Annotated in this window: 24 protein-coding genes; 17 read left to right on the top strand and 7 right to left on the bottom strand. The window is 38.7% G+C overall.

What is annotated here, in order from left to right:
- The first annotated feature begins 2 nt into the window (after positions 1-2).
- The gene (locus tag HT99x_RS09245; protein ID WP_075066064.1) at positions 3-917 is read left to right on the top strand and encodes a leucine-rich repeat domain-containing protein; all 915 of its coding nucleotides are present in this window, start codon (positions 3-5) and stop codon (positions 915-917) included.
- A 434-nt stretch (positions 918-1351) separates the two neighbouring features.
- Here the strand turns inward: HT99x_RS09245 and HT99x_RS09240 are convergent, their stop codons facing one another.
- On the bottom strand, positions 1352-1915 hold the full coding sequence (locus tag HT99x_RS09240; RefSeq protein WP_075066063.1) for a hypothetical protein: 564 nt from the start codon (positions 1913-1915) through the stop codon (positions 1352-1354).
- A gap of 132 nt (positions 1916-2047) precedes the next feature.
- Here HT99x_RS09240 and HT99x_RS09235 point away from each other — a divergent pair, with 132 nt between their 5' ends.
- The 7 genes from HT99x_RS09235 to HT99x_RS09205 all read left to right on the top strand — a co-directional run bounded on the left by HT99x_RS09235 (position 2048) and on the right by HT99x_RS09205 (position 9573).
- The gene (locus HT99x_RS09235; protein WP_075066062.1) at positions 2048-3082 is read left to right on the top strand and encodes a M48 family metalloprotease; all 1035 of its coding nucleotides are present in this window, start codon (positions 2048-2050) and stop codon (positions 3080-3082) included.
- A gap of 83 nt (positions 3083-3165) precedes the next feature.
- Entirely contained in the window at positions 3166-3957 is a 792-nt protein-coding gene (locus HT99x_RS09230; RefSeq protein WP_075066061.1) for a methyltransferase domain-containing protein, read from the top strand.
- Between the two features lie 27 nt (positions 3958-3984).
- Positions 3985-4578 (top strand): VOC family protein, encoded by a 594-nt coding sequence (locus HT99x_RS09225; protein WP_083482844.1) that lies wholly within the window; start codon positions 3985-3987, stop codon positions 4576-4578.
- A gap of 270 nt (positions 4579-4848) precedes the next feature.
- Complete coding sequence (locus tag HT99x_RS09220) at positions 4849-6120, top strand: MFS transporter (RefSeq protein ID WP_075066060.1); 1272 nt, start codon at positions 4849-4851, stop codon at positions 6118-6120.
- Positions 6120-7031 (top strand): EamA family transporter, encoded by a 912-nt coding sequence (locus HT99x_RS09215; RefSeq protein ID WP_075066059.1) that lies wholly within the window; start codon positions 6120-6122, stop codon positions 7029-7031. The genes HT99x_RS09220 and HT99x_RS09215 overlap by 1 nt, the downstream gene beginning before the upstream one ends.
- A gap of 137 nt (positions 7032-7168) precedes the next feature.
- Positions 7169-9112 (top strand): aconitate hydratase, encoded by a 1944-nt coding sequence (locus HT99x_RS09210; RefSeq protein ID WP_075066058.1) that lies wholly within the window; start codon positions 7169-7171, stop codon positions 9110-9112.
- Positions 9113-9207: 95 nt separating this feature from the next.
- A complete protein-coding gene (locus tag HT99x_RS09205; RefSeq protein WP_075066057.1) occupies positions 9208-9573 on the top strand; it encodes a BON domain-containing protein in 366 nt (121 codons plus the stop codon).
- Between the two features lie 167 nt (positions 9574-9740).
- Here HT99x_RS09205 and HT99x_RS09200 read toward each other — a convergent pair whose 3' ends face one another.
- The gene (locus tag HT99x_RS09200) at positions 9741-10376 is read right to left on the bottom strand and encodes a glutathione binding-like protein (RefSeq protein WP_075066056.1); all 636 of its coding nucleotides are present in this window, start codon (positions 10374-10376) and stop codon (positions 9741-9743) included.
- A 156-nt stretch (positions 10377-10532) separates the two neighbouring features.
- Here HT99x_RS09200 and HT99x_RS09195 point away from each other — a divergent pair, with 156 nt between their 5' ends.
- The 3 genes from HT99x_RS09195 to HT99x_RS09185 all read left to right on the top strand — a co-directional run bounded on the left by HT99x_RS09195 (position 10533) and on the right by HT99x_RS09185 (position 13234).
- On the top strand, positions 10533-11798 hold the full coding sequence (locus HT99x_RS09195) for a SidE phosphodiesterase domain-containing protein (protein WP_075066055.1): 1266 nt from the start codon (positions 10533-10535) through the stop codon (positions 11796-11798).
- Positions 11799-12015: 217 nt separating this feature from the next.
- Positions 12016-12870, top strand: coding sequence for an MFS transporter (locus tag HT99x_RS09190; protein WP_075066054.1), 855 nt, complete (start codon positions 12016-12018; stop codon positions 12868-12870).
- The gene (locus HT99x_RS09185) at positions 12845-13234 is read left to right on the top strand and encodes an MFS transporter (protein WP_083482843.1); all 390 of its coding nucleotides are present in this window, start codon (positions 12845-12847) and stop codon (positions 13232-13234) included. Before HT99x_RS09190 ends, HT99x_RS09185 begins: the two co-directional genes overlap by 26 nt.
- Before the next feature lie 49 nt (positions 13235-13283).
- On the opposite strand, the gene HT99x_RS09180 is transcribed toward HT99x_RS09185, so the two are convergent.
- Positions 13284-13505 (bottom strand): DUF6496 domain-containing protein, encoded by a 222-nt coding sequence (locus tag HT99x_RS09180; protein WP_075066052.1) that lies wholly within the window; start codon positions 13503-13505, stop codon positions 13284-13286.
- Positions 13506-13739: 234 nt separating this feature from the next.
- Here HT99x_RS09180 and HT99x_RS09175 point away from each other — a divergent pair, with 234 nt between their 5' ends.
- The 3 genes from HT99x_RS09175 to HT99x_RS09165 all read left to right on the top strand — a co-directional run bounded on the left by HT99x_RS09175 (position 13740) and on the right by HT99x_RS09165 (position 15966).
- On the top strand, positions 13740-14129 hold the full coding sequence (locus HT99x_RS09175) for a BON domain-containing protein (protein ID WP_075066051.1): 390 nt from the start codon (positions 13740-13742) through the stop codon (positions 14127-14129).
- Positions 14130-14279: 150 nt separating this feature from the next.
- On the top strand, positions 14280-15290 hold the full coding sequence (locus HT99x_RS09170; RefSeq protein ID WP_075066050.1) for a methyltransferase domain-containing protein: 1011 nt from the start codon (positions 14280-14282) through the stop codon (positions 15288-15290).
- A gap of 244 nt (positions 15291-15534) precedes the next feature.
- Positions 15535-15966, top strand: a complete 432-nt coding sequence (locus HT99x_RS09165) for an avidin/streptavidin family protein (protein ID WP_075066049.1) — start codon at positions 15535-15537, stop codon at positions 15964-15966.
- An 87-nt stretch (positions 15967-16053) separates the two neighbouring features.
- On the opposite strand, the gene HT99x_RS09160 is transcribed toward HT99x_RS09165, so the two are convergent.
- Positions 16054-17166 (bottom strand): PQQ-dependent sugar dehydrogenase, encoded by a 1113-nt coding sequence (locus tag HT99x_RS09160; protein ID WP_075066048.1) that lies wholly within the window; start codon positions 17164-17166, stop codon positions 16054-16056.
- Between the two features lie 142 nt (positions 17167-17308).
- Here HT99x_RS09160 and HT99x_RS09155 point away from each other — a divergent pair, with 142 nt between their 5' ends.
- Positions 17309-17863 (top strand): DUF1543 domain-containing protein, encoded by a 555-nt coding sequence (locus tag HT99x_RS09155; RefSeq protein WP_075066047.1) that lies wholly within the window; start codon positions 17309-17311, stop codon positions 17861-17863.
- On the opposite strand, the gene HT99x_RS09150 is transcribed toward HT99x_RS09155, so the two are convergent.
- Entirely contained in the window at positions 17860-18360 is a 501-nt protein-coding gene (locus tag HT99x_RS09150) for a MarR family transcriptional regulator (protein ID WP_083482842.1), read from the bottom strand. The two genes, HT99x_RS09155 and HT99x_RS09150, sit on opposite strands and share 4 nt — an antisense overlap.
- Positions 18361-18556: 196 nt before the next feature.
- On the opposite strand from HT99x_RS09150, the gene HT99x_RS09145 reads away from it, so the two are divergent.
- The gene (locus HT99x_RS09145) at positions 18557-19732 is read left to right on the top strand and encodes a YbdK family carboxylate-amine ligase (protein ID WP_075066046.1); all 1176 of its coding nucleotides are present in this window, start codon (positions 18557-18559) and stop codon (positions 19730-19732) included.
- Here the strand turns inward: HT99x_RS09145 and HT99x_RS09140 are convergent.
- Positions 19690-20853, bottom strand: coding sequence for a YbdK family carboxylate-amine ligase (locus HT99x_RS09140; RefSeq protein ID WP_075066045.1), 1164 nt, complete (start codon positions 20851-20853; stop codon positions 19690-19692). The genes HT99x_RS09145 and HT99x_RS09140 overlap by 43 nt on opposite strands.
- An 11-nt stretch (positions 20854-20864) precedes the next feature.
- The gene (locus tag HT99x_RS09135) at positions 20865-22058 is read right to left on the bottom strand and encodes a cation:proton antiporter (protein WP_075066044.1); all 1194 of its coding nucleotides are present in this window, start codon (positions 22056-22058) and stop codon (positions 20865-20867) included.
- Positions 22059-22241: 183 nt separating this feature from the next.
- Here HT99x_RS09135 and HT99x_RS09130 point away from each other — a divergent pair, with 183 nt between their 5' ends.
- Positions 22242-24047, top strand: coding sequence for an amidohydrolase family protein (locus HT99x_RS09130; protein ID WP_075066043.1), 1806 nt, complete (start codon positions 22242-22244; stop codon positions 24045-24047).
- Positions 24048-24085: the final 38 nt, after the last annotated feature.

Below are 24085 nucleotides of genomic sequence, written 5' to 3'. Positions count from 1 at the left end.
CGATGCTCAACTGCGCCCAATTAATGACAGAACGTGCCTTTTTGCTGAAAAAGCAGCAAGCGGTATTTGCCATGATTGATGCGCAGCCCAAAGAGTACCAACATGCGGTCTCGAAGATTAAGAAAGGTTATCAGCAACTTAACCGATATCACTCTCCCAAAGCCTTAAATGTCATCATAGAGCAGCTGAATACCTCACTTGCTTATTTTCAAACGATTCATTTGTTGGCTAAACCCAGTGAAAGGCTTCATTTGAGCTTTTTGACACGGGTAACGCGGCAATATGTTGCGCAAACGGCTGTGCCATTAAGCAACATTAAGCGGCTCTACCTTAATGCGCGTTTTCCAAAGGAATCTGCGGCATTATCGGATAATAAAATTGTTAGTTTGCCTAGCAATATCGAAGTGTTGAAATCCTTAGAGGTGTTATATGCAAGATTTAATGGCTTATCATCACTCCCAGAAAATATGGGAAAGCTTGAGCATTTAAAAGAATTAGGATTAGAAGGCAATGAATTTCGCAGTTTACCTTTGTCGGTGCTGCGCATCCATTCATTAGAAGAATTAGGGTTAGATAAAAATAAGCTAAGAAAACTGCCAGATGGCATTGCCCAGTTAAAAAAATTACGCATTTTGAGTCTGGATAATAATTTTCTGATAGAACTGCCACCCCCTATGGCGCAATTTGAGAATCTTAAGATTTTAGGACTCAATAACAATCTGCTGTTTGAATTGCCGGATTTAAGTAGACTAGACAATTTAAGTGTTCTCGGTGCAAACAATAATCTGTTAACACAATATCCTCGGGTTGCTGCTGCAAACAAAGAGTTGGTTGTTGGTGTAAAAAAAAATCCCTTGTTAGAAATGAAATCGCCTGACGAACTGGATGCACTTGGGTTTAGAAAATTAAAAAGTTAAAGCAGCGGAAGCTGCGATAGTTAATAGCCCCGGGTAAAGCGAACGAGCCGTAAGGCAAGTGAGTGGAACCCGGGGTGGGAATGTCCTCTCTATCAAGAACTGCGGTAGCAGTGAAACAAGATTATTTCACCGGTGCCCCGGTTGGAATTCTATACCCCGGATTCCAAGCAGTTTTGCTATCGCAAAATGCTTTCCATCCGGGGCTAGCAACTTAGGTTGCTGCCGCAACCAGGAATTATTCGATAATCATTGCTTACATGCAACAAGCTGTGGGAAGTAGGTTTAGAAGATGAGCAAAGCAAATCATTTGCCCCCTTTGAATAAAAGGGGGCAGCTCGCGCTTGTCCGGCGTAGCATCGCGAAGACGGAAGCGAGCGGGGGATTTCTATCCTAATTTAATAATTCATCAACAAACAGTAACAGTGAGTCAAAGCTTACTTTGTCGCGGTCAATCGTTTTTCTTCAACCTTTTCATGATTGATTTCAACCGTTTGAATTACATGCTTTAATAAATAATCATCTTTTTTATACTGTTTAATGATTTCACGACCGGGGTTTTCCACGGTTGAATCAATAGAAATGAGTGCTTCACCATTTAAGGCATTTAATTCTGCAACAAGCGTATAAATAGTGACTTTTTGTTCATCATATTCTTGCTTCGCTTTCTTATGCCCTGCGATATCGCTATGGCCAGAATTTTGTAATGTTTGGATGCGAGCCATCCAATGTCTAAACACAGGTACCACTTTTTCCATCAAATGAAACATTGTATATGGTGCAAATGATTTTTTCTCGGCTTCATCGAGTTGTTGAATAGTCTCAAAAGCTTGTTCAAGTGTTTCTACGTCTTGTTGGATTTCTTCAATGTAAGGTTTATGAAATCTAACGGGCGGCATATTCTTTTTTCGTTCAGAAAAAAGCTGTTTAATTTGATTAATATGGGCTAACAGTTTTTCTTTCATATATTGGGTATCAACATGGGTTAATCGGACCCACATTTTTGATAGTTACCCGATGACTGTCAAGCGATTGAGTAAAATGTAAAGCAAGTTATTCGACTTATTAAAGGTGACTTGATTTTTTTGTTGTTAGTCGTATAATTGACAAAAGTTCGAGTAGGCGTCAAAACAATGTTTTCAATTCAACAAAAACTATCACTTCAAAGCTATCTTCTCTGGGGAATATTAGCAGGGACCGCATTTACCGCCTGTGTGTGGCTCGGATTTGCACCGCTGACCGCATGGTTGATGGCGGGCTCACTAGGTTTAGTTGAAATGTCGCCTTATTTTGGCTATGCGAAAGAATTAATCGCTTCCTTTGGGGCTATCGCGGCATTGTTATTAACATTCAATGTTGCTGTGGTTGCTTTTGTTTGGCTGGCGAATTTATTTACCATTGTAAGCGATAAAAGACCTGAAACCATCACTGATGAATTTAGCACTTATCGCGCATTAAATAGGACTGAACCTAAAGAACGTTGGCTTTTAAATACTATCAAGCAGTTAAGTAATCAAACTGGAATTACCATTGGCACTATTTTTTATAGAGACGTTTTCTCACTATTTAAACAACCCAATAAGTATCGACAGAATAAGCATTCAAACGAACAGCAAGAAAAATTAGTTAAAAAATTAATCGACCTTAAAAATTTTTATCCCCCCAGTCTTTCTGCAGGCTCAACTGCTGAAAGGTCCTTTGTATTTATTGATTCGAGTGTATTTGATGCCAATAAGAAAATAACCCGAAAAGAAATTGTAGCGACTTTAGCGCATGAATTGGGACATATCGCTAATAAAGATAGTTTCAAAAAAGGATTACATCAGAGTTTATATTGGATTGCCATTATCTTAGGTGTTTGCTCCTTAAGTTTATGGGGAATTGGTCTTGCGTTAACCGCACACCTTACATGGTATCGTTTACAGCAAACAAAAGAATTAATGGCAGATGCTTATTCAGCGCAATTAACTGATCCTAAAGATCTCATTAGTTTTTTTAAGAAATCGGCTATTTTAGAAAAAAAGTTAATGGAAAAATTATCTATTAACAAAACCTATGTTAATGCTTGGGAAAGATGGTGTTCGACACATCCTGAAGATAAAACCCGCATTAAAGTGCTAGAACAAATTCAGCAAGAAAAATCTTCTTCTGCAAAACTTAAAAAATAGTGCATTAGCTAACTCCGACAGTGTCATATAGATAGCACGAGATTATTCAGTGTATGATGTGCCTATATTGCCGGAGGTAGGTTATGGAAAATGATGCTTTAATTGCCTTCAAAGAAGTCCAAAAAGAAAATTGGAGTTTATTTGCTCCCCTTGAAGCGGTTACGACGATTTGCGCCGCTTCTTTAGTTCGATTTTCACGCATTAAACCAGGCGACAAAGTGCTTGACGTTGCTTGTGGTACCGGCGTGGTTGCCATTACTGCCGCTAAAATAGGCGCTAAGGCTTCTGGAATCGATTTATGTCCTGCTTTAGTTAACCGTGCGCAGGAAAATACTGCAATCGCTAACGTAACCGTCGATGTGCAAGAAGGGGATGTAGAATCCCTGCCGTTTCCAGATCATTCTTTTGATGCGGTATTGAGTCAATTTGGTCATATGTTTGCGCCAAGACCTCAGGTTGCTATCCAAGAAATGCTACGCGTATTAAAACCCGGTGGAATCATTGCATTTTCAACGTGGCCACCTCATCTTTGTGTTGGGAAAATGTTTGGCTTAGTCAGCAAATTTTCCCCCCCTCCTGAAGGGGTTTCGCCACCGCCTTTATGGGGAGAGCCGCATTTTGTCCGCCAACAGCTGGCAGATGCTGTTGAAGATTTGGCTTTTGCTCAAGATTTCATGCTTTTCCCCGCTTTAAGTTTAGGTCATTACCAGCAATCCATAGAAACAGGGCCTATCTACGAATTTATTCAGAATCTTAAAAAAGAGCCAGCACGCCTTGAACAATTTAGAAAGGAATTACAAACATTAGTATCCCCTTATTATGTTGATAACCACCTCCATCAGCATTATTTAATGAGTAGAGCTAGAAAAAAATAGTATCAGTAAGCCAAGGAGAATATAAAAATGGCAAAAAAGGCATCTGTCGCCGGTAAACGTAAACTATCGCCAGCTAAAAAAACCACCGCAGTAAAGAAAAAAAGGACGGTAAAAAAAGTGGTGGTGAAAAGTAAACGCCCCAGCAAACCCAAAAAGAAAGTTCTCACTACGCCTAAAGGTTATAGTAGTGTGACGCCTTATCTGATTATCGACAAGGCAAGTAAAGCGATTGACTATTACCAAAAAATATTTGGCGCTAAAGTCGTGATGCGAATGGAAAAACCCGGTGGCAAAATTGGCCATGCGGAGCTGAAAATAGGGGATTCCAAAATCATGCTAGCCGATGAATTTCCCGATATGGGCGCCTGTAGCCCCCGTGCTTTTGGTGGCTGTGCGGTCAGTATCCATCTTTACACCAAAAATGTAGATGATGTGGTTAAGCGAGCCGTTGCCGGTGGTGCAAAATTATTAATGCCTGTGATGGATATGTTTTATGGTGATCGCTCAGGTTCCATTGAAGATCCTTTTGGGCATCGCTGGTATATTTCTACCCATATTGAAGATGTAACACCTGCAACCATGCGAAAGCGTGCGGCAGAGTTATATGCAAAGAAAAAATAGCTAAGGAAACGCTATCAAAGCGTGAACCCTATCTTTCATGATGAAGTTCACGCTTTGCCAAGTTCTACAGCTTTCTTGACATTAAGCCGGTTTTTATCCTCTTTTATCTTCCAATCCTTGACACGCAAGCACGATACGATTACTTTGTTAGGTATTATGACTATTCAAATTCTATTTTACATCATTCAAGCCCCATCGCCTCGTCGACCAGCATAGCGACTATCTTCTATTTGCTTATTCTTTAACTGAACTTTTTCTGGGTCGACACTAATGAACACAACAACGCGCAAATCCCTTCATATTTATTATATTGCTTGGTTAGCGATTGCAGGCTTTTATCTTTATCAATATATTTTGCGAGTCTCTCCTGGGATTATGGTAGTAGAGCTTCGGCATGCCTTTAAGCTTACTGCAGAGCAATTTTCTTCGTTAGGATCGATTTATCTATTTTCTTATTCATTATTACAGATCCCACTGGGTTTCATCCTTGATAGAATTGGCGTGCGCAAAGTCGTCATGATGTCAATTATACTCTGTATTTTAGGTACTTTAATTTTCTCTTTTGCGACACATCTGTGGATGTTACAACTGGGAAGATTTTTAATTGGCCTAGGTTCAGCTCCCGCCTTTATTTGTGCTCTAAAGCTGGTGAATGATCATCTGCCTGAAAAATATAGTGGTCTGTTCATGGGGATGACCTTATCACTCGGGACATTAGGCGCGCTTTTATCGGGTAAATGTATGGTTACCATCCTTGAACTCAATGGATGGCAACATAGTTTAAACCTCTGTGCGGCTTTTGGTCTTGTCATTTTGGTTTTAGCGTTTATTGCTATCCCTAAACAAACGACCGTTGTCGATGTTCAAACCAATAACCTAAATCAACTGCGCCAAGGTTTAAGCGACATTTTTAAAAGCAGAGAAATTATTATCTATTCCATTGTTGCGGTTAGTGTTTATACGCCGCTGTGTGTGTTGGCCGATCTATGGGGCACCGCATTTTTAATGGAAAAATATGCTTTGTCGCGTGCGGTATCCGCTGAATTATCACTTTATTTATATGGTGGTTTAACGGTAGGAAGCTTACTTTTGCCTTGGTTAAGCATGAGATGGAATAAGTCAAAAGAAACCATCTTATTCTGTGCTATGGGTATTATGATTTCGCTGTTTTTCTTACTTTATGCGAATAACCTTCATTTATGGCAACTTTCAATGATATTAACCTCAATTGGTGTCTTTTGTGCTGCTGAAATGATTTGCTTTGCAAGTGCCGTTCAATTTAGTCCTAAACGACATTCCGGATTAACCTTGGGTGTTGTCAATACCTTGAATATGCTGGGCGGCGCAATTATCCAGCAATTTATTGGCTGGTATTTAGATGTTAAATGGAATGGCGAATATGGACAAAGTGGAGAGCGTCTGTATAGTGCGGATGATTTGAGTGCTGCCTTTACCTTCCTTATTATCATTATTTTTGCATGTAACTTACTATTTTTAAAACTGCCCAAAGGCAAAGCGATAACGGCACAGGCGATCAAATAATGAGTTTTTCTTCTGAAACACAAGGTGCTTTATTAGCGCTATTCTCGGGGTTGTTATATGGTTTAGTAGGCTATTTTGGTGTAAAGCTCATTGATTTAGATTTTAGCATTGCGGGTATGCAATTTTGGCGTTTCTTTATTTCTGCCATTACAGTGGGATTCGTACTGATTTATCAGAACAATACGATTAAAGAAAGTAAAACCGTCTTATTCAAAACATTTACGCTAGGCGGCTTATTTTATAGTGTTTCCGCCGGCATTTACTTTGTTGCTTGCCAATATATTGGCACAGGCCCCTCGATGGTGGTTTTCTTTACCTATCCTGCTTTTGTCATGCTAATCAATTGGATTTTATTCAAACAAGCCATGCCTAAAATATACTTTTTGGCGATTTGCTTGATTATCTTAGGAATGTCTTTATTAGTTGATATGAGTGAATTCAAAGCGGATGCTTTGGGTATCGCCATAGCCGTATTATCAGGCATTTGTTATGCAGGCTATATTGTTTCAAGTAAAAATCTTAAAGTATCGCCTATTATTTCAACCTTGATGGTCTCATTGGGCTGCGCAACAGCTTGTTTGGTCTACGCTTTATGGGATAAAAACTTTAGCTTACCAACTAGTTATCAGCAATGGGCTTATATTGTCGCTTTTGGCACCATTACTACGGCTATTCCGATGCTATTATTTTTGGAAGGCTTGAAAAGAATTAGTTCAGAAAAGGCTTCCATTCTTTCCGTATCAGAACCGGTATTTGTGGTCATTTTTGGCATTGTGCTTTTAGAAGAGAGCATTGAGCTGCCAAAAGTGGTGGGTATTGCGACAATCCTTTCTGGCGCGATATTAACGTTATTTGCCAATGCCATCAAAGAGCATGTGGTTTATAAGCGGCTGATAAAATTATTCACATAAGATATTAAGTTTAATTACTAAGGATTGTGTAAACAAACAGTACTGTTTTCTTTGTTCTAGCTTCATACTGATAGGTGGATTGGATCGCTTATACTTGAACCCGCAAAATGGAATGCGCCTATATCAAGGAGTTAGATATGCCTTTTAATGTCACCCAGAAACTTATTCAAGCCCATTTAATTGAAGGGGAGATGATCCCTAAAAAAGAGATAGCGCTCAAGATTGATCAGACCTTGACTCAAGATGCCACGGGCACATTAGTCATGCTAGAACTTGAAGCGATGGGAGTTGATCAAATCAAAGTCGATCTAAGTGCGCAGTATGTTGATCATAATCTTATTCAAGAAGACTATAAAAATGCAGACGATCATTTATTTTTAAGAAGCGCCTGCCAACGCTTTGGCATTTGGTATAGCCGCCCAGGTAATGGCGTAAGCCATCCAGTCCATATGCAGAGTTTTGGTAAACCCGGTAAAACCCTATTAGGTTCTGATAGCCATAGCTGCGCAGCAGGTAGTCTGGGTATGTTAGCGATGGGTGCAGGTGGATTAGAAGTCGCGATGGCAATGGCCGGACACCCTTTTTACGTCAAAATGCCCAAGGTATTTGGCGTCAAATTAACAGGGAGCTTACCGGATTGGGTGAGTGCAAAAGACGTTATTTTAGAAATGTTACGACGGCATGATGTGAAAGGTGGGGTAGGTTCTGTTATTGAATATTATGGCCCAGGAGTTAAGAAATTAACCGCCATGGACAGGCACGTTATTGCCAATATGGGGGCAGAATTAGGTGCGACAGCAACGGTTTTTCCTTCAGATCAAGAGACATTAAAATTCCTGAAAAGCCATGGGCGAGAACAAGATTGGGTTGAACTACAAGCTGATCCAAAAGCGCAATATGATCTCCATGATGAAATCGATCTCTCAACTTTAGTACCCTTAATTGCACTGCCATCAAGTCCTGGAAAAGTCGTACCCGTTAGCGATGTGCAAGGGAAAGAACTCTATCAAGCTTACATTGGCTCTTCTGCCAATCCAGGGTATCGTGATTTTGCAATTACGGCCATGATGGTAAGTAAAAAACGCGTTCATCCCAATGTTTCATTTGATATCAATCCTTCTTCACGTAATATTCTTGAAGAACTTGTCAGAGATGGGCATCTTGAAAATTTAATTCACGCAGGGGGCAGAATTCACCAAGCAGGCTGTAATGGCTGTATTGGCATGGGGCAAGCACCGGCAACCGGACGAAATAGTTTAAGAACTGTTCCACGCAACTTTCCGGGACGTTCAGGCACCGATGAAGATAGTGTTTTTCTCTGTAGCCCAGAAACCGCAACGGCTTCAGCCCTCATGGGGAAAATTACCGATCCTAGAAGTTTAGATTTTCCTTATCCCAAAGTGAAGTCTCATAAAACGATTATTAATAATGAAATGTTACAAGCACCTTTACCGATAGATAAAGCTCGTCAAGTTGAGTTGGTGAAAGGCCCTAACATTATTTCTTTACCTATTTTACATCCATTACCTGATGAAATGCATTGTCCAGCATTGCTAAAGCTTGGCGATAATATTTCAACGGATGATATTATGCCGGCCGGCGCTAAAGTACTGCCTTATCGAAGCAATATTCCTAAGATAAGCGAATTTGTTTTTGATAGGATTGATAAAGATTATGTAAAACAAGCCCAAACAATTCATAACAAAGATGGACATGCCATCGTTGCTGGCGAAAATTATGGTCAAGGTTCAAGTCGTGAGCATGCAGCTTTAGCACCGCGATATTTAGGGTTACATTTTGTGATTGCTAAAAGCTTTGCTCGAATTCATTGGCAGAATTTAGTCAATTTTGGCATCTTGCCGTTAGTTTTTGTCAATCCAACAGATTATGATTTAATCAAGCGAAATGATGTTATTGTATTGAAAAGCATCATAAACAGTCTTAAAAAAGGCAGTGAGCTAATCGCAACCGTAGAAAATAAAAAAGAGCCTATTACTTTGCGCCATGATCTTTCATCGCGACAAGTGGATATTTTAATCGCAGGTGGGTTAATCAATTGGGCAAGAGAAAATAAGCAGTAAACAATGTGGCTACACTGATATTTTTTAATACAGTGAAAAGTTGTGTTCTACAATATGAAGATATAAGAGTTTTCCATTTTATAAGGGGACTTGTAATGAAATTGAATAAATTGTCAGCATTGGTTATGGTTGCGTCATCATTCTTTGCAGCAAATGCCATTGCTGATCAAACATTCGATACTTCGACGCAACATTCTACGAGTACGTCAACAGAGCAACATTCAGATCAAACGATCACAGCTGATATCAAAGAAAAGTTTCTTAAAGAGAAATTGTTTGGTACGACTGATGCAAAAGCTATCACAATCCAGGTAGAAACCAAGAACGGTGTTGTTCATTTAACAGGAACCGCTACCAATCAAGCTCAACTGGATAGTGCGCTTAAGCTGACTGAATCGGTTGATGGTGTTAAGAAAGTTGTGAATGAAGTTAAGCTCAATACTTCATCGGATATTCAATAGCAACATGACCATGATATTCCTCTGTTTAGAGGAATATCATGTAAAACATCACCGTGAAAGCAATGGTGTTACGCAAAATAGGAGAGGGACTTAAGCTTCAAGAGGCTCCTATTCATATCGCAAAAGACGATGAATTGCCTTATTCTGATTTACAGGAGCTGGGGTAATCAAGTTGGGTTGATCTCTTTTGCCAGTGCGTAAGCTTTTTGAATGGCAGGGCGTTCTCGAAGATTAAAAAACCAGCGTTTAATGGCGGGGTAATCATCTAAATTGATTTGTAATGCCTTGTGCGGAACAATCCATGGGTAGCATGCCATATCGGCAATCGAATATTCATCCGCAATATAATCCTGCGCAGAGAGTTGTTTCTCAAGGACGCTGTATAGACGTTTTGCTTCTTTTTGATAGCGTTCAATCGCATAGGGAATTTTTTCAGGTGCAAAATTCATAAAATGATTTGCTTGTCCACACATCGGGCCTAATCCAGCATTTTGCCAAATGAGCCATTCCAATGTTCGATAATAGCCAACCGCATCACTTGCTATAAATTGATTTGCTTTTTTTGCTAAGTACAAAAGAATAGCGCCTGATTCAAACAAGGTGAAAGGTTCTTTACCTTGATTCGGTGAATGATCAACAATGGCTGGAATTTTATTATTGGGAGAAATCTGCAAAAAATCAGGTTTAAATTGTTCATTTTTAGCAATATTAACTGGAATAATTCGATAGGGTAAACCTGCTTCTTCCAAAAAAATAGTGATTTTATGCCCATTGGGCGTTGTCCAATAATAAAGATCGATCATGCATCCATTCTCTGTATTAATAGCAATGTTCTAAGATAGCCCATCTGTTTTACTCTCTCAACTAGGTGGGTAAAAAAGATGAATGGACAACGATTGCGTTAAAAAATTTGATATAATTCAGTATTCTTAATTTGTAGTTTGTTTGATATGAATGGTATGCAAAAAGGGTTTCAACATAAAAATATTAGCAACTTAACTAAATATTTTTATCAAAATGCTAATCAGCTCATCGAAGAGACTTATTTGCAACCGTATAATGGCCGTATTAAAGCCCATTTACGAGATGGGCAGCTTGAAAGAGAGCATCATGGTGCACTGCATGCCAGTCGTGTCAGTCTGTATGTAAAGGTACTGCATCGTTTAATCTGCGCACAATTACCGGATTATGCTAAACACGCTCTCAACACACTGACTGAAGAATGGCACTTAACCGAAAAAGAAATTATTAACTTAGCTTCATTTGCAGGTCTAGCCCATGACAGTGGGCGAAAGGCTGATGGCATTGATTATTGGGATAAAGAAAGTGGAGAAAATTGTACTGCATTTTTAATAAAAAAAGGCATTTCACCCAAAATCGCAAAGATCGTAGGTGCAGCGGCTGCTTATAAAGATCATCCCAATGATTATGCGAATGTTCTTAAAAAACAGGGCATTTCAGCCAAGTCTATTCCCGCTTACCAGTATTTGAGAAAATTAATCTATCTAGCCGATTGCTACGATATTATGCGAGTGCGTAGCGAATTTCAGTTAGAGTATGTTTTTCGGGCTTTTCGAGATATTAATGAATATCAGGCTAAAAAGCATAATCCCGCATTCATCGAATTTGCTCAGCAAGTCCATGCTTTAATTAGTGCGCATCAAGACATGAGACAACGTTGTGATATCGTGATGCCAGGTGGTGAAAAAATTGTCACAAAAGAGATATCTACTTCCTATAGTTTGTCGGAAAAGATTCGTTTTGAACATGCAGATAATGTGTTGCTTAGTGCCATGCAGTCGATGAAAACAATGCCATATTTTGCACTGTATTTATCGAACGAATTGAATGTTAAACCCTCTAAAATGCATGAAAAACCAGAGCAAAGTTGGTTTTCACTTACCAATATTGCTGTCATCACAGGGTGTATTGTCGCCGTAAGCGCTCTGTATTTTTCTGCTAGCCTAGGGTTGTCATTAGGTTTTGGCTTAGCGGCCTATTTGGGAATATCGCTAACCGCAAAACTTTTTGCCTGGTATGCACAATCCTCAACGAGAGCACAACAACCTGTAAAGCCTGCTGTGTTGCCAAACCATGATGATAAGCTAAGATTAACCAAAGCACCGCAAGTCATTTATTCGCTAAATAGATGCAAGCATATGCATGATAATACTCAGCCTATTTGTGCGCCGCTTAAAAGCCGGATGAGCAGATATAGCCGATAATTGCCCAAGCTTATCAGGCGCATGGCTTGATACAGGAATAGTTTGAAGCTACAATGCATTCAATATTTGAGAAAACGTTAGGATTTCATATGCTCCCTCGTCATACGCTCACCTAGAGTGAGCTTCAAAAGCTGCCATTAAATACTGGCAAACCATTTCAAGCTCTCTCTAGAGAAAATCTTCTATTTTATCAAGATTTTTCTTTAAGGAGACGTAAATGAGAATTTTCTCACTTTGTTTTTTACTGTTTATTAATGCCATGAGTATTGGGCTAGTATTTCCGATATTTGCCTCATTATTCATGCAATCCTATGAACCGTTGTTTAATCCGCAAACCACATTGGCTACGCAAACTTTTTGCTATTCTATGATTTTAGCGATTCCAACGTTTTGTATGATTTTTGGTGCCCCATTTTTAGGTAGATTGTCTGATCAGCAAGGACGCAAAAAAGTCCTTTTAATGGGATTGATTGGCATCAGTGTAAGCTTTTTGCTATCGGCATCGGCGATTTTTCAAGGAAGTTTGCTATTGTTATTTGTATGTCGTGCTTTGGCAGGATTTATGGATGGATCAGAATCAATTGCGCAAGCAATGATCATTGATCTAAGTAGCGATGAAGAGAAAAGCAAGAATATGTCTTGTGCCACTTTTGCCGGGACTATTGGTTTTATTGTGGGGCCTATGATAGGGGGATTGTTAGCTGAACCCTCCTTAACGGGGCGATTTCACTTTGAAATGCCATTTATGGTGTCGATGTTGCTGACAATCGTCAATGCGATAACGCTATATGCTTTTTTACCGAAAGACGGTTCTATTGCAAAACCTGCGAAGGAGCCATTGACAGTGTTGTTTAAAAAAGGCTTTTCTTTTTGCTTTGACAAGCGGATCAGAGGCTTTTCTTGGCTATTGTTTTTTTGTTCATTGGTGCCTTGCTTGTTTCTTTCAGCTAAGTACCTTGTTGTTAGCAGAAAAGTTCCAATATACCTCAGGACAAATAGGATTGTTTACCACCTTTTTAGGTGCTTGTTTCTCAGGGGGAATTTTAGTGGTGATTCGTTACTTATTGAATAAATGGCGATATTTAACCTTACTAAGAGGTGGGATTCTATTGATTGCTTGTTCAATAATCAGTGCCATTATTTTATGCCAATCTGATCTATTGGCATGGGTTAGTGTGGTACCGATGATGCTAGGAATAGCCATGATGTATAATGTCTTGCTGGTATTGATTTCAAATTCGGTATCGGCAGATGAGCAAGGCGAAGCGATGGGCAGTGGCACCGCGCTAAAAGCTTTAGCCTGGTTAATTTCCGGATTGACAATAACTTGTTTTTATCCAAATTTAGGCGTTTTGCTAACGTTTATGCTGTTAGTGGTGATAAGTACTTTAGTATTTACTTATCGGGTTTCACGATATCCACAAGTGGCTAATTAACCATAAATTGCACTTCAAGCATGTATTACATCTTGAAGTGCAAGTTTACTTATTTTCCTGCCGTTTTCTTAGCAGGGGTTTTTTGTCCTTTTTTTCGTGCTTTTGCAATACCAATGGCAACTGCTTGTTTGCGGCTTGTTACTTTTTTACCACCAGTGCCACTTTTTGCTTTGCCATGTTTAAAATCATGCATTTCTTTCTTAATGGTTTTTTGCGCACCCCTGCCATATTTACTCTTATGAGTGCCATGCCCTTTCTTTTTTGCTGTCATAATAACCTCATTCAATATCTTATATGACTATTAATTATTATATGTTAATTAACATGACATATATTACATTTAACAATGAAACTGCACTGAATATTCCCTTGGATTTTGCATTTATTTGTGGCGTATTACTGAAAATTTCAGTGTTTATTTTTTTTATCATATTCTCATGTTCTATGATTAGAGAGTAACAATATGATAATTTGATGGAAATCATAACAGTAGGAGATAATTTGTATGAAACGCTCAACATTATTAGTATTAGCAGTTGCCATAACGTCACCACTTTACGTGAGTGGCGTGATGGCCAATACCACAGCATATGAGGCTACTACCTTGCGACTTGCTGATTTGACTTCAACGTCAACAGAGCAACGCTCAGATACTGCCATTACGGCTGATGTCAAAAGTAAATTTCTGAAGGAAAAACTTTTTGGTGATGCAGCCATTAGTGCAGTATCCATCAGCGTTGAAACGCAAAATGGCATAGTCCATTTAACAGGGACGGCGGATAATCAACAACAAATAGACAATGCTATAAAATTGTCTGAAGGGGTTGCTGGTGTAAGAAAAGTCGTCAATGACGTGAGGATTAAAGCACCAGAACCTGCAGCGCAGAGGGAATAATGCCAAGGGGCCTTTCTATCAAACTCATTGTGAGTTTGATAGGGGCTTTTTAACCATAAGCTATATTGATAAATAAAAATAATAACTGTTCATTCACTCATTTATTCTATTAAAATGCTCTAGCATTCTCATAGAAAGTTAAGGTAATGAATGAACACCCCGCCATCGATTCATGCTGAATGGGCCTCTCATTTATTGAGCAAGATTGATTTATCTGACCATCGGTCAATATTAGATTTAGGATGTCGCCAAGGTAAAACTAGCGCTCATTTAGCAAAACAATATCCTAAACAGCTATTTCTAGCGGTAGATAATCAAGCCAGTGAGATTGAACAAGCAACAGAGCATCAATTACCTAATTTGCAATTTGCCCTGCAAGACGCTCGCAAGCTTTGTATGCCTGAACAATTTGATGCTGTGATTTCTTTGAATAATTGTTTTATGTGGATTAAAGAAAAGCAAACCGTTTTTAATAATCTTTATAATGCGTTAAAACCTCAGGGAAAAACCTATTTACAATTTTTTGTTCGTCATGGTCATCCCAAAAACGATCGCTTTCTTTCTCATGCAGCCAAAGAAATAGAATGGCGTAGCTATTTTAAAAACTATTCGCAAGATTATTATGATGTTTCTATTCCTGATGTGTGTCGTATGCTTTGCGAATCAGGCTTTATTATTCATAAGCTAGAATTAATGAAATATGGTACCTACTTTAAACACCCTGATTTATTGGAGCCTTTTTTTAAGAGTTGGGCATCACAAATTAAATATTTGCCTATCCACAGGCAAGATCACTTTTTACACAGGGCAATGAAACACTATCTCAATTTTTATCATTATAACGAGAATGAATCTTTTTATTATGACGAGTATGTGTTGGAAGTGATTTGTGAAAAACCGTTTCCTGTTGAAAATAATGAGGAAATTTCATATCAATATGGTGCTATTGAGTTTTCGCAGCGTGAAGCGCAAGTGATTAAGCATTTTTTAAATGGCAAAGCGGCAAAAGAAATTGGTGCTTTATTAGATATTTCAGCCAAAACAGTGGAGTTTCATTTGGCGAGTATTAAAGAAAAATGCCATTGTCGTAAACGTTCTGAACTTTTTCAAATAGCGATAATGGAAGGTTTTATACATCTCATGTTTGATAACAAGTTATAAAAACGAGTGACCTTTAACCTTTTATTTGTGTCACCGCTACCGCGGTTCTTTATGAGGTAGATTTCCTGTTCCCTCCATTACGGCCGTAAGGCACGTGAGTAGAACCCGGGGTAAAAGAATCTTCTAAAATCAAAACTGCGGTAGCAGTGAAAAAAGTACCTAGTAATTTTCCTGGGTGCACTTCAGCAATACTCCTGTTATGCTCTAACGGTGTTTTAAGTTGTTACTCGAAAAAGGAATCAATATGAATCAGTTACAATATGGTTTGGTTATTACGGTGCTGGGTATGTTGAGCATGGGCTGCTCTGAAGTGGCCTCTGCACAGGAAATGATTTACAAAAATCAACGTGGTTCAATCATGAAACTGGAATTACATCCCCAAGAAGAAAATACCGGAAAAATTACGGGTACTTTTACAACGGCCGTTGGGAATTGTAAAGCGGATATGAATGTTCCTATGCCAATCACGGGTTTTTACAATGGCAATGCTATTACAGTTGCGGTTAATTTTCCGCATTGTAAGCAAGTCGTTGCCATGACAGGGCATTTACTCGAAGAGAATAAAACACTTTACACGCTTTGGTTAGATGCAGCTCATACAGCTGATCCAATGAAAAAAGATTGGGCAGCGAATATCACAGGGGCAGATTTTTATCAGCAAGTAAAATCTGCTTAATGACGTTTAATGATTCCATCACCCACTTCGCTTCGCTCAGTGACCTCTCCCGCAGGGAGAGGTGAAAAAATAGGGATAATCCTACGGTTATTTCTCGTAGCTAATCCGATAAATAGCATCCGCCAGATCATCAGAGACCAGTAAAGAGCCATCTGGCATCACTTGGACATCCACCGGTCTGCCCCAAGATTCGTTATTATGTAACCAGCCTTCGGCAAATACGTGATAACTTTTTTGCGGTTCAAAGTCTGGGTTGACCATGGTGATACGGTATCCAACGGGACTTGTTCGGTTCCATGAACCATGTTCTGCAATGAAGATTTTATTTTGGTAGTCTTGTGGAAATTGGTTGCCATGATAAAAACGCATGCCAAGCGCTGCGACATGTGGTGCTAATTCAACAACGCTTTGGGTAAATTCCTCGCAAGTATGACCTTGGCCAAATTCAGGATCAACAATACTGTTGCCGTGGCAATAGGGGAAACCAAAATCTAATCCTTTATGAGATGCTCGATTAAGTTCATCGGGAGGGAGATCATCTCCCATCCAATCTCGTCCATTATCTGTAAACCATAAATCTTTGGTTTTAGGATGCCAATCAAAGCCAACACTGTTTCTAATGCCGTGAGCAAAAATTTCTAAATTACTACCATCAGGCTTCATACGCATAATGGTTGCAAAACGGGCATCTTCGGAGCGACAAACATTACAGGGGGCTCCAACAGGGATATAGAGCCACCCATCAGGACCAAAGGCAATAAATTTCCAACCATGATCATCTTCTCTAGGAAAGGTATCATTCACCACAGCGGGTTTAGGCGGATGGTTTAAGTTTTTTTCAATATCATCATAACGCAGGATCCTATCGACCTCTGAGACATAGAGGGCGCCATCTTTAAATGCAACACCGACAGGCATATTTAAGCCGCTTGCAATAACAAGTACTTTTTTCTTTTTAGGGTGATGAGGATCATCAATGATGGCATACACTGTCCCCAGATCTTTAGAGCCAACAAATAAAGTGCCCTTATCACCGAGTGTCATGCCACGTGCGTTAGGAACTTTGTAAGCGAAAACCTCAATTTTGAAACCTGGGGGTAACTTGATATTCTCGATGGGAGGTAATTTTTCCCGATCGCAAGCAGCAGAAAATACGGTGATGAGTCCAAGTAATATAAGGTAGCGCTTCAAGTTTGACATCCAAATTGTTTTAATTTAATCCATTACCTTGAACTAAAACATTAAAATTCAAAGTTAACCAACCAATCACGTTATGCTATAACGTTTTTACCTAGGGTAAATTTCGTTAGAATGTTGAAGTACTGCTGTTTTGGAGGATGAGATGCTCAAATTATACGCGGTTTTATTAGGTGGACGTGCACCTGGTTGTCATATTGAATTACATGATGTGGTATTTGCTATCGGTGAATCTTTAGAAGCACTTTATCCGCAATTAGTGAATCAATGGTTTGGTAAAATAACCAAAAGTTTGCATATCGATTCTTCCGTTGAATTGAAATATGTTGATGGGCATGAAGTTGTGATTCGTGAGTATTATCAAAAGCAAGAAGGTGACAAAACACTGTATTTTGCCAATTTTGGTGGTTATCAAGAGGGTTTGTTTGGGGAAAAGCACGAAACCAATTTTTATGTCGCGACTTCACGAATAGACGGTTTAGCGCGCGCAAAAGAAGAGTTATGTGTTGGTATGTTGCAACAACATAGTGATGATCATTTAAGTGTCGATGATATTTTAGCGGTTGAGCATATAGGGCCTTATACCATCGAATTAATTCCAACCACTAAACCTTGTCACTTAACTATCGAATCATACTATCGAAAATTGACGCTACCGGATATTTTAGAAAAAGCGGAAGCGTTGAAAGTATCGGCTTAATTAGGTTGCTCCAGTAGATGGACGAGCAATTCAAGCGAATTTGCAATGAGAATTTGTTCACTTTCTGAAAGTGATTGTAAGCTGCCGTAGAGCCGATTGTGCATTAGTTGTGGTACATTTTTTACAAAATCTCTTCCTTTATCGGTAATATCGATAAAAATAGCTCGTCTATCAGCAACGTCCCTCATTCGCGTAACGAGTTTTTTTTCTTCTAATCTATCAATAACGCCGACTAAAGTGCTGGGTGTAAGATGAATACTTTTTGCAAGTACTGAAATGGTCATTGCACCCCTTTCGAAAATTTCATACAAGCAAACTATTTGTGGAACCGTAATATCAAACAGCTTATTTAATTTTCGTGAATGCGAATCCATCGATTGCATAATAGAGCGTAGTGCGAGAAAAATCCGCTTAGGATAGTTTGGTAACTTGATTTCAGAAGTGTGTTCTTCGGGAAGTGCTTGTTCTGCCAGCGGAATTGAATCTAACAAATCCATTCAGTATCCAGTTTAAATGCCACTTTTTCATCATTTTACCATTCTGCTTATTGAATAAAAAGTAGTTAATTACTCAAATTAATTTAATACCAAAAACTTGAATGAAAATGATTTGAATGCTAATTATATTGGAACGCAGAGATTTGAATGATGATATGCATGGGTAAATCACATCAAGTATCGTAAGGAAAAATAGATGATTGAGCAGCTTGCCTTAGAGATCACACCATCCAAGTTATCTGAGATACCACATGAAATGATCTTCAATGAAAGTGAAGATCTGACGTTAGGCGTAGAGATTGAATTACAGTTGATTGATGATAAAACACTCGATCTAACCCCTAAAGGTGGCATTTTACTCGATGAATCTTACTTGAATCCTAAAATTAAACAGGAATTTTATTTAAGTACCATCGAAGTGATTACCGATATTTGCGGCAACACACATGAAGCAAAAGCAGATTTAAAGCGTTCATTGAGACATTTAGATTTATTAGGTAAAAGCTTAGGAATAAAATATGCTTCAACCGGTTGTCATCCCTTTGCCAAGTATTCAGATTGCATTATTTCTCCAACACAGCGTTACTACGAATTAATTGATCGCAACCAATGGTTAACGCGTCGTATGACGGTTTTTGGTATGCATGTCCATTTAGGGATGAAAAATGGGGATGAGTGTATTCGATTTAATAATTTTTTTATGCACTTTATGCCGCACTTGCTTGCATTATCTTCGAGTTCACCGTTTTGGCAAGGCAATGATACAGGGCTTGCTTCATGCAGGCCGACAACATATGAAGCATTACCTACCGCAGGGCAACCCTACTGTGTAAAAAATTGGCGTGGCTTTGAAAATCTTTATCATACCTTAATTAAATCTGAAGCGATTAAATCACTAAAAGATTTATGGTGGGATATTCGTCCAAGCCCGGCATTTGGTACTTTAGAAATAAGAGTTTGTGATGGTTTGGCCACTTTAGATGAAACGATGGCCTTAGTTGCCTTTATTCATCTTCTCGCTCATTGGTTTCGTGATAATGGAGATTGGATTGATCAAGTACAATTGCCAGAATCATGGATGTCACGAGAAAATAAATGGCGTGTTATGCGTTATGGTTTGAATGCAGAAATTATTATATCCGGTTCAGGTAATTTAAAATTAATTAAGCAAGACATTCTGGATTGGCTACAAAAATTATCACCCTATATTATCGACTTAAAATATGAAGAATATATGTTAACGATTATGAATATTCTTGAACGAGGTACAAGTACCCAGCGGCAACGTCAGCAATATCAATTATCGCAATCATTAGAGAAGGTAGTACTTCATAATATCTTAGAATTTGAAAATGGCTCGCCTAACTGGTAAGCATCATCTTGCATCCAGAGATTGGCTTGGCTTCTAACCGTATTTTCTAAGATTTCAAATTGTTGATATTGTGCCCGCAGCCATGTAGCCCCGTTGTGCCGCTTTAAGGTAGTTTCGCGGATGCGGTTTAAGGCGATGCCACTTTTAAGGGTGATAGCATAACTTTCTAATGTATCACAGGTCATTAAAATATCTTGTAGTAATGGGACATGTCTTCCTTTAAGAGAATCGACTAAAATAGCACCAAAGCCATAACGCGCTGCTCTAAAGCGATTGATTAAATAAGTTGTGTAAAGCTCTTTGTCAATGCGCGGTTTTTTATCTAATAGCCAATAAACCAGTAACTGAGCGTAAGCTGCAACTTCAGCGGCCTTTTCAACTGTAAGAGGGGTATCACATATCCTGATTTCAATCGTACTATATTCAGGCTTTGGCCTAATATCCCAGTAAAAGTCTTTCATACTTTTAACGATATCGAGTTCATAAAGATAATCAAAATACTTTTCAAATTCAGACCATTTCAAAATCCACGGAGGGGTGCCACTCAAAGGGAAAGCATTGATCACGCCAAGGCGCGAGCAATCAAAAGAGGTATCAACGCCTTGCTGGAAAGGAGAGGCGGCTGTTAAGACAATAAAGTGAGGAATGTATTGTGCTAAGGCATGACAAAGATAAAGTGCATCATCCCCATTGGGACAAGCAATGTGGATATGCTGGCCAAAGACCGTAAATTGTTTTGCTAAATAACCATATTGCTCTGAGACATTGGCAAAGCGTTCTGTTTCATAAATGCGTTGATGTTTCCATTTTTGAAAAGGATGGGTGCCGCCACCGCAAACGCCAATGTGTGTTTTTTGCGCTTCATCGGCGATTAAATTACGTAATAATATAAGTTCCGTATTTAAAGAGGTATAGTTTTCATGAATTGAACTATTAATTTCAATCATGGCTTGGGTTATTTCGGGTTTGATTTCACCTGAGTGTTGTCGTTGTGAAAGGCGTCGTAAAAAATCTTGTGCTTCGGTTGCAAGATTAAAATTAAATAAATTGATGAGTTGTAACTCTAATTCAACACCGATGGTTGGGAAGCTGGCGCCTTTAAATGATTGTAGATGACTCATAACCCATCCATTTACATTCTATTAATTAATGTTTCATTGGAACGAATAAAAGCATACTGAGTCGCAATAGGACCCAAAATATGCAAAACAGCGACTGCAGAAGCAATAATAGTGGTTAATTGGCTGCCAAATTCTGGATTAAAATCGGTAAGCGTGCTTAGCATGCCAATGGTAACCCCCGCCATCGGGGTTAATGCAAGACCAATCGAAAACGTTTGCTTTGAAGTTAATCGACTCTTTTTGGCCAATAACCAAATGCCGGCACTTTTCGCTAATAAACGTAAGCTAATAAATGCGAAGACGGCAAAGGTATAATTAACAATGCCATGAAGATTGATTTGCATACCAGTGATAACAAATAAAAGGATAAAAGCTAAATGGATACCCCATTCAAAGTCAACTTCAATAAAAATGTGTTTAAAATCTAGATTTCGTACCATAACACCAAAAAGAAAAAGTGATAGTTTAACTGAGAGATCAATAGATTTAGCAAGACTGATAGTAATTAAAATCATACCAACAAAGAGCACAATTTGATTGAGTTTGGTTTTGGTAATAAGCTTGCCAATGAATACGCAAACACTAAAAATCGCGAGCACAAAGATTAATGCACCAAAAAATTTATAAGCATAATCAGCTAAAATGGGGAGCGCGCCATGTATTTTAGGATTGGCAAAAGGAATCAACAAAGTGAATAAAATAAGCCCCCAAAAATTATTTAAACTCGTTAGCATTAATGTTCTTCTGGTTACAGGGCCTTCTGAAGAAAGATCGTTTGCTATTAGCATGATAACAGCGGGGGAAGTTGTGATAGCAATGGATGCCGCAAAAGAGGCAGCTAATATTGAAAAATTCATCCAAATAAATGCAATAAATACAGTAACAAAGGTTAAGAGTGATTCGGTGATAGACATATAAAGCAGGCTTAAATCATGTTTTAGCCAAGTAAAATCTAATTGGCGCCCTAAGTTAAAAAGAATTAATCCAAGTGAAATATCGATAAGAATTTTAATGTCATGCAAAACAGATTGGTTCACGATGTTTAATAATCCAGGGCCGACAATAAATCCTACGGCAATATATCCTGTGATCTTAGGTATAAAGCGAATTAATCGTGTGATCTGGCCACCAATAAGTCCCAGGATTAAAAGAATGCCGCAAATGGCTAAGGGATTTAATTGAGAGATAAGGGTTGTGATATCCATTTCTTTGCAGATTTTTCCTACATTTATAATAGTATCGCCGTTATAGGTAAGGTGCTTTAGTTTAAATGGTTGTCAATTTTTATACTGAGTGTTTTTATAGTCGTTATCTCATATATACTTTTTTAATGAATTTAAATATCTGTCGTGTTTATGCACCTAAAATAAATGATTCTGGAGGCCAAGATGTCAGTCGATCTCATCATTTATAATGGCAATATTCAAGGTTACGGTACTTTTGGAAAAAACATTTCTGCCGCAGCAATTAAGAATAAGACTTTTATTAAGTTTGGCAGTGATCAAGACATCATGAAGCTCGCAGATAGTAACACTCGTAAAATAGATTTAAAAAGCAAAACGGTTATTCCTGGTTTAAATGATTCACATCTACATCTGATTCGTGGAGGACTCAATTTTAATATGGAATTGCGTTGGGATGGGGTAAAAACACTTGGTGATGCGCTAATGATGTTAAAAGAGCAAGCGCGAAGGACTCCACCACCACAATGGGTCAGAGTGGTTGGTGGTTGGAACGAGTTTCAATTTAAAGAAAGACGAATGCCAACGTTAAAAGAAATTAATGAAGCATCCAACGAAACACCGGTGTTTATCCTGCATTTATATGACAGTGCCTTGTTAAACAAGGCTGCGTTACATGCCATTGGTTATGATAAAAATACTCAAGAGCTACCCGGCACTAAAATAGAACGAGATGCAAATGGTAATCCCACAGGTTTACTGATTGCTCACCCTAATGCAGTGATTTTATATTCTGCCTTAGCGATGGGGCCTAAACTCAGTGAAGCAGATCAAGTTAATTCAACTTTACATTTCATGCGAGAATTGAATAGATTAGGGGTAACCAGTGTCTGTGATGCCGGCGGTGGTTTTCAACGCTATCCTGAAGATTATCAAGTGATTGAGAAATTGAATAACGAAAATAAATTAACGGTACGCATTGCTTATAATTTATTTACACAAAAACCAAAACAAGAATTAGAAGATTTTCAACATTGGACGAAAACCACAACTTATCAACAAGGGAATGATTATTATCATCATAATGGAGCAGGGGAAATGTTAGTGTTTTCAGCTGCTGATTTTGAAGATTTTTTACAACCAAGACCTGATTTGCCAGAATCAATGGAAAAGGAGCTTGAACCGGTTGTTAGTTTATTAGCGCAAAGCCGCTGGCCATTTAGGCTGCATGCAACGTATGATGAATCTATCGCCCGTGCATTGACGGTGTTTGAAACGATAGACCGTCAAGCCTCTTTAAAGGGATTAAATTGGTTTTTTGACCATGCTGAAACGATTTCAGATCATTCTATAGAAAGAGTTAATAAACTCGGTGGGGGGATTGCCATTCAAAATCGTATGGCGTTTCAAGGGGAATACTTTATCGACCGTTACGGTAAAACGAAGACGCTACACACGCCACCGGTTAAAAAAATCTTAAACGCAGAGATCCCCGTTGGCTTAGGTACCGATGCGACACGCGTTTCTAGTTATAATCCCTGGTTATGTTTATATTGGATAACGGCTGGTAAGTCTATTGGTGGTGAAAAACTCTATGATGAATCTAATATTTTATCTAGAGAAGAAGCATTGACTCTTTATACCAAAGGAAGTGCTTGGTTTTCTAATGAAGAGAATAAAAAGGGCTCATTTGTCGAAAATCAATTAGCAGATTGTGCCGTACTTTCTAAAGATTATTTCACGGTTGGTGAAGAAGATATAAAAGAGATTGTCTCTGTGTTGACGATAGTCGGTGGAGAAGTCGTTCATGCCTCTGATGAATTTTCTGAGTTGAATCCACCATTGCCAGCGGTCAGCCCTGATTGGTCACCACTGGCGCTTTATGGGACGTATGGTCAGAATAAAACCCTTATTTCTCATGCAACCTGTCAGCAACATCATCATAACCATCATCATCGACATGAGATAATGATATCACCCAGTTGGGGCGGTTGTTATTGCTGGGCATTTTAGGTTTATTGCATATTCTCTTGATGTTGTATTTCAAGATA

The sequence above is a fragment of the Candidatus Berkiella aquae genome, assembly GCF_001431295.2.
Lineage (GTDB): Bacteria > Pseudomonadota > Gammaproteobacteria > Berkiellales > Berkiellaceae > Berkiella > Berkiella aquae.
The sequence above is the reverse complement of the archived record's forward strand: the minus strand, read 5'-3'. Positions and strand labels throughout refer to the sequence as shown.

Bases quoted from the DNA above. Each gene is read 5' to 3' on its own strand.
- HT99x_RS09245 (WP_075066064.1), top strand. From the start codon at position 3: ATGCTCAACTGCGCCCAATTAATGACAGAACGTGCCTTTTTGCTGAAA.
- HT99x_RS09240 (WP_075066063.1), bottom strand. From the start codon at position 1,915: ATGTGGGTCCGATTAACCCATGTTGATACCCAATATATGAAAGAAAAA.
- HT99x_RS09235 (WP_075066062.1), top strand. From the start codon at position 2,048: ATGTTTTCAATTCAACAAAAACTATCACTTCAAAGCTATCTTCTCTGG.
- HT99x_RS09230 (WP_075066061.1), top strand. From the start codon at position 3,166: ATGGAAAATGATGCTTTAATTGCCTTCAAAGAAGTCCAAAAAGAAAAT.
- HT99x_RS09225 (WP_083482844.1), top strand. From the start codon at position 3,985: ATGGCAAAAAAGGCATCTGTCGCCGGTAAACGTAAACTATCGCCAGCT.
- HT99x_RS09220 (WP_075066060.1), top strand. From the start codon at position 4,849: ATGAACACAACAACGCGCAAATCCCTTCATATTTATTATATTGCTTGG.
- HT99x_RS09215 (WP_075066059.1), top strand. From the start codon at position 6,120: ATGAGTTTTTCTTCTGAAACACAAGGTGCTTTATTAGCGCTATTCTCG.
- HT99x_RS09210 (WP_075066058.1), top strand. From the start codon at position 7,169: ATGCCTTTTAATGTCACCCAGAAACTTATTCAAGCCCATTTAATTGAA.
- HT99x_RS09205 (WP_075066057.1), top strand. From the start codon at position 9,208: ATGAAATTGAATAAATTGTCAGCATTGGTTATGGTTGCGTCATCATTC.
- HT99x_RS09200 (WP_075066056.1), bottom strand. From the start codon at position 10,376: ATGATCGATCTTTATTATTGGACAACGCCCAATGGGCATAAAATCACT.
- HT99x_RS09195 (WP_075066055.1), top strand. From the start codon at position 10,533: ATGCAAAAAGGGTTTCAACATAAAAATATTAGCAACTTAACTAAATAT.
- HT99x_RS09190 (WP_075066054.1), top strand. From the start codon at position 12,016: ATGAGAATTTTCTCACTTTGTTTTTTACTGTTTATTAATGCCATGAGT.
- HT99x_RS09180 (WP_075066052.1), bottom strand. From the start codon at position 13,505: ATGACAGCAAAAAAGAAAGGGCATGGCACTCATAAGAGTAAATATGGC.
- HT99x_RS09175 (WP_075066051.1), top strand. From the start codon at position 13,740: ATGAAACGCTCAACATTATTAGTATTAGCAGTTGCCATAACGTCACCA.
- HT99x_RS09170 (WP_075066050.1), top strand. From the start codon at position 14,280: ATGAACACCCCGCCATCGATTCATGCTGAATGGGCCTCTCATTTATTG.
- HT99x_RS09165 (WP_075066049.1), top strand. From the start codon at position 15,535: ATGAATCAGTTACAATATGGTTTGGTTATTACGGTGCTGGGTATGTTG.
- HT99x_RS09160 (WP_075066048.1), bottom strand. From the start codon at position 17,166: ATGTCAAACTTGAAGCGCTACCTTATATTACTTGGACTCATCACCGTA.
- HT99x_RS09155 (WP_075066047.1), top strand. From the start codon at position 17,309: ATGCTCAAATTATACGCGGTTTTATTAGGTGGACGTGCACCTGGTTGT.
- HT99x_RS09150 (WP_083482842.1), bottom strand. From the start codon at position 18,360: ATGGATTTGTTAGATTCAATTCCGCTGGCAGAACAAGCACTTCCCGAA.
- HT99x_RS09145 (WP_075066046.1), top strand. From the start codon at position 18,557: ATGATTGAGCAGCTTGCCTTAGAGATCACACCATCCAAGTTATCTGAG.
- HT99x_RS09140 (WP_075066045.1), bottom strand. From the start codon at position 20,853: ATGAGTCATCTACAATCATTTAAAGGCGCCAGCTTCCCAACCATCGGT.
- HT99x_RS09135 (WP_075066044.1), bottom strand. From the start codon at position 22,058: ATGGATATCACAACCCTTATCTCTCAATTAAATCCCTTAGCCATTTGC.
- HT99x_RS09130 (WP_075066043.1), top strand. From the start codon at position 22,242: ATGTCAGTCGATCTCATCATTTATAATGGCAATATTCAAGGTTACGGT.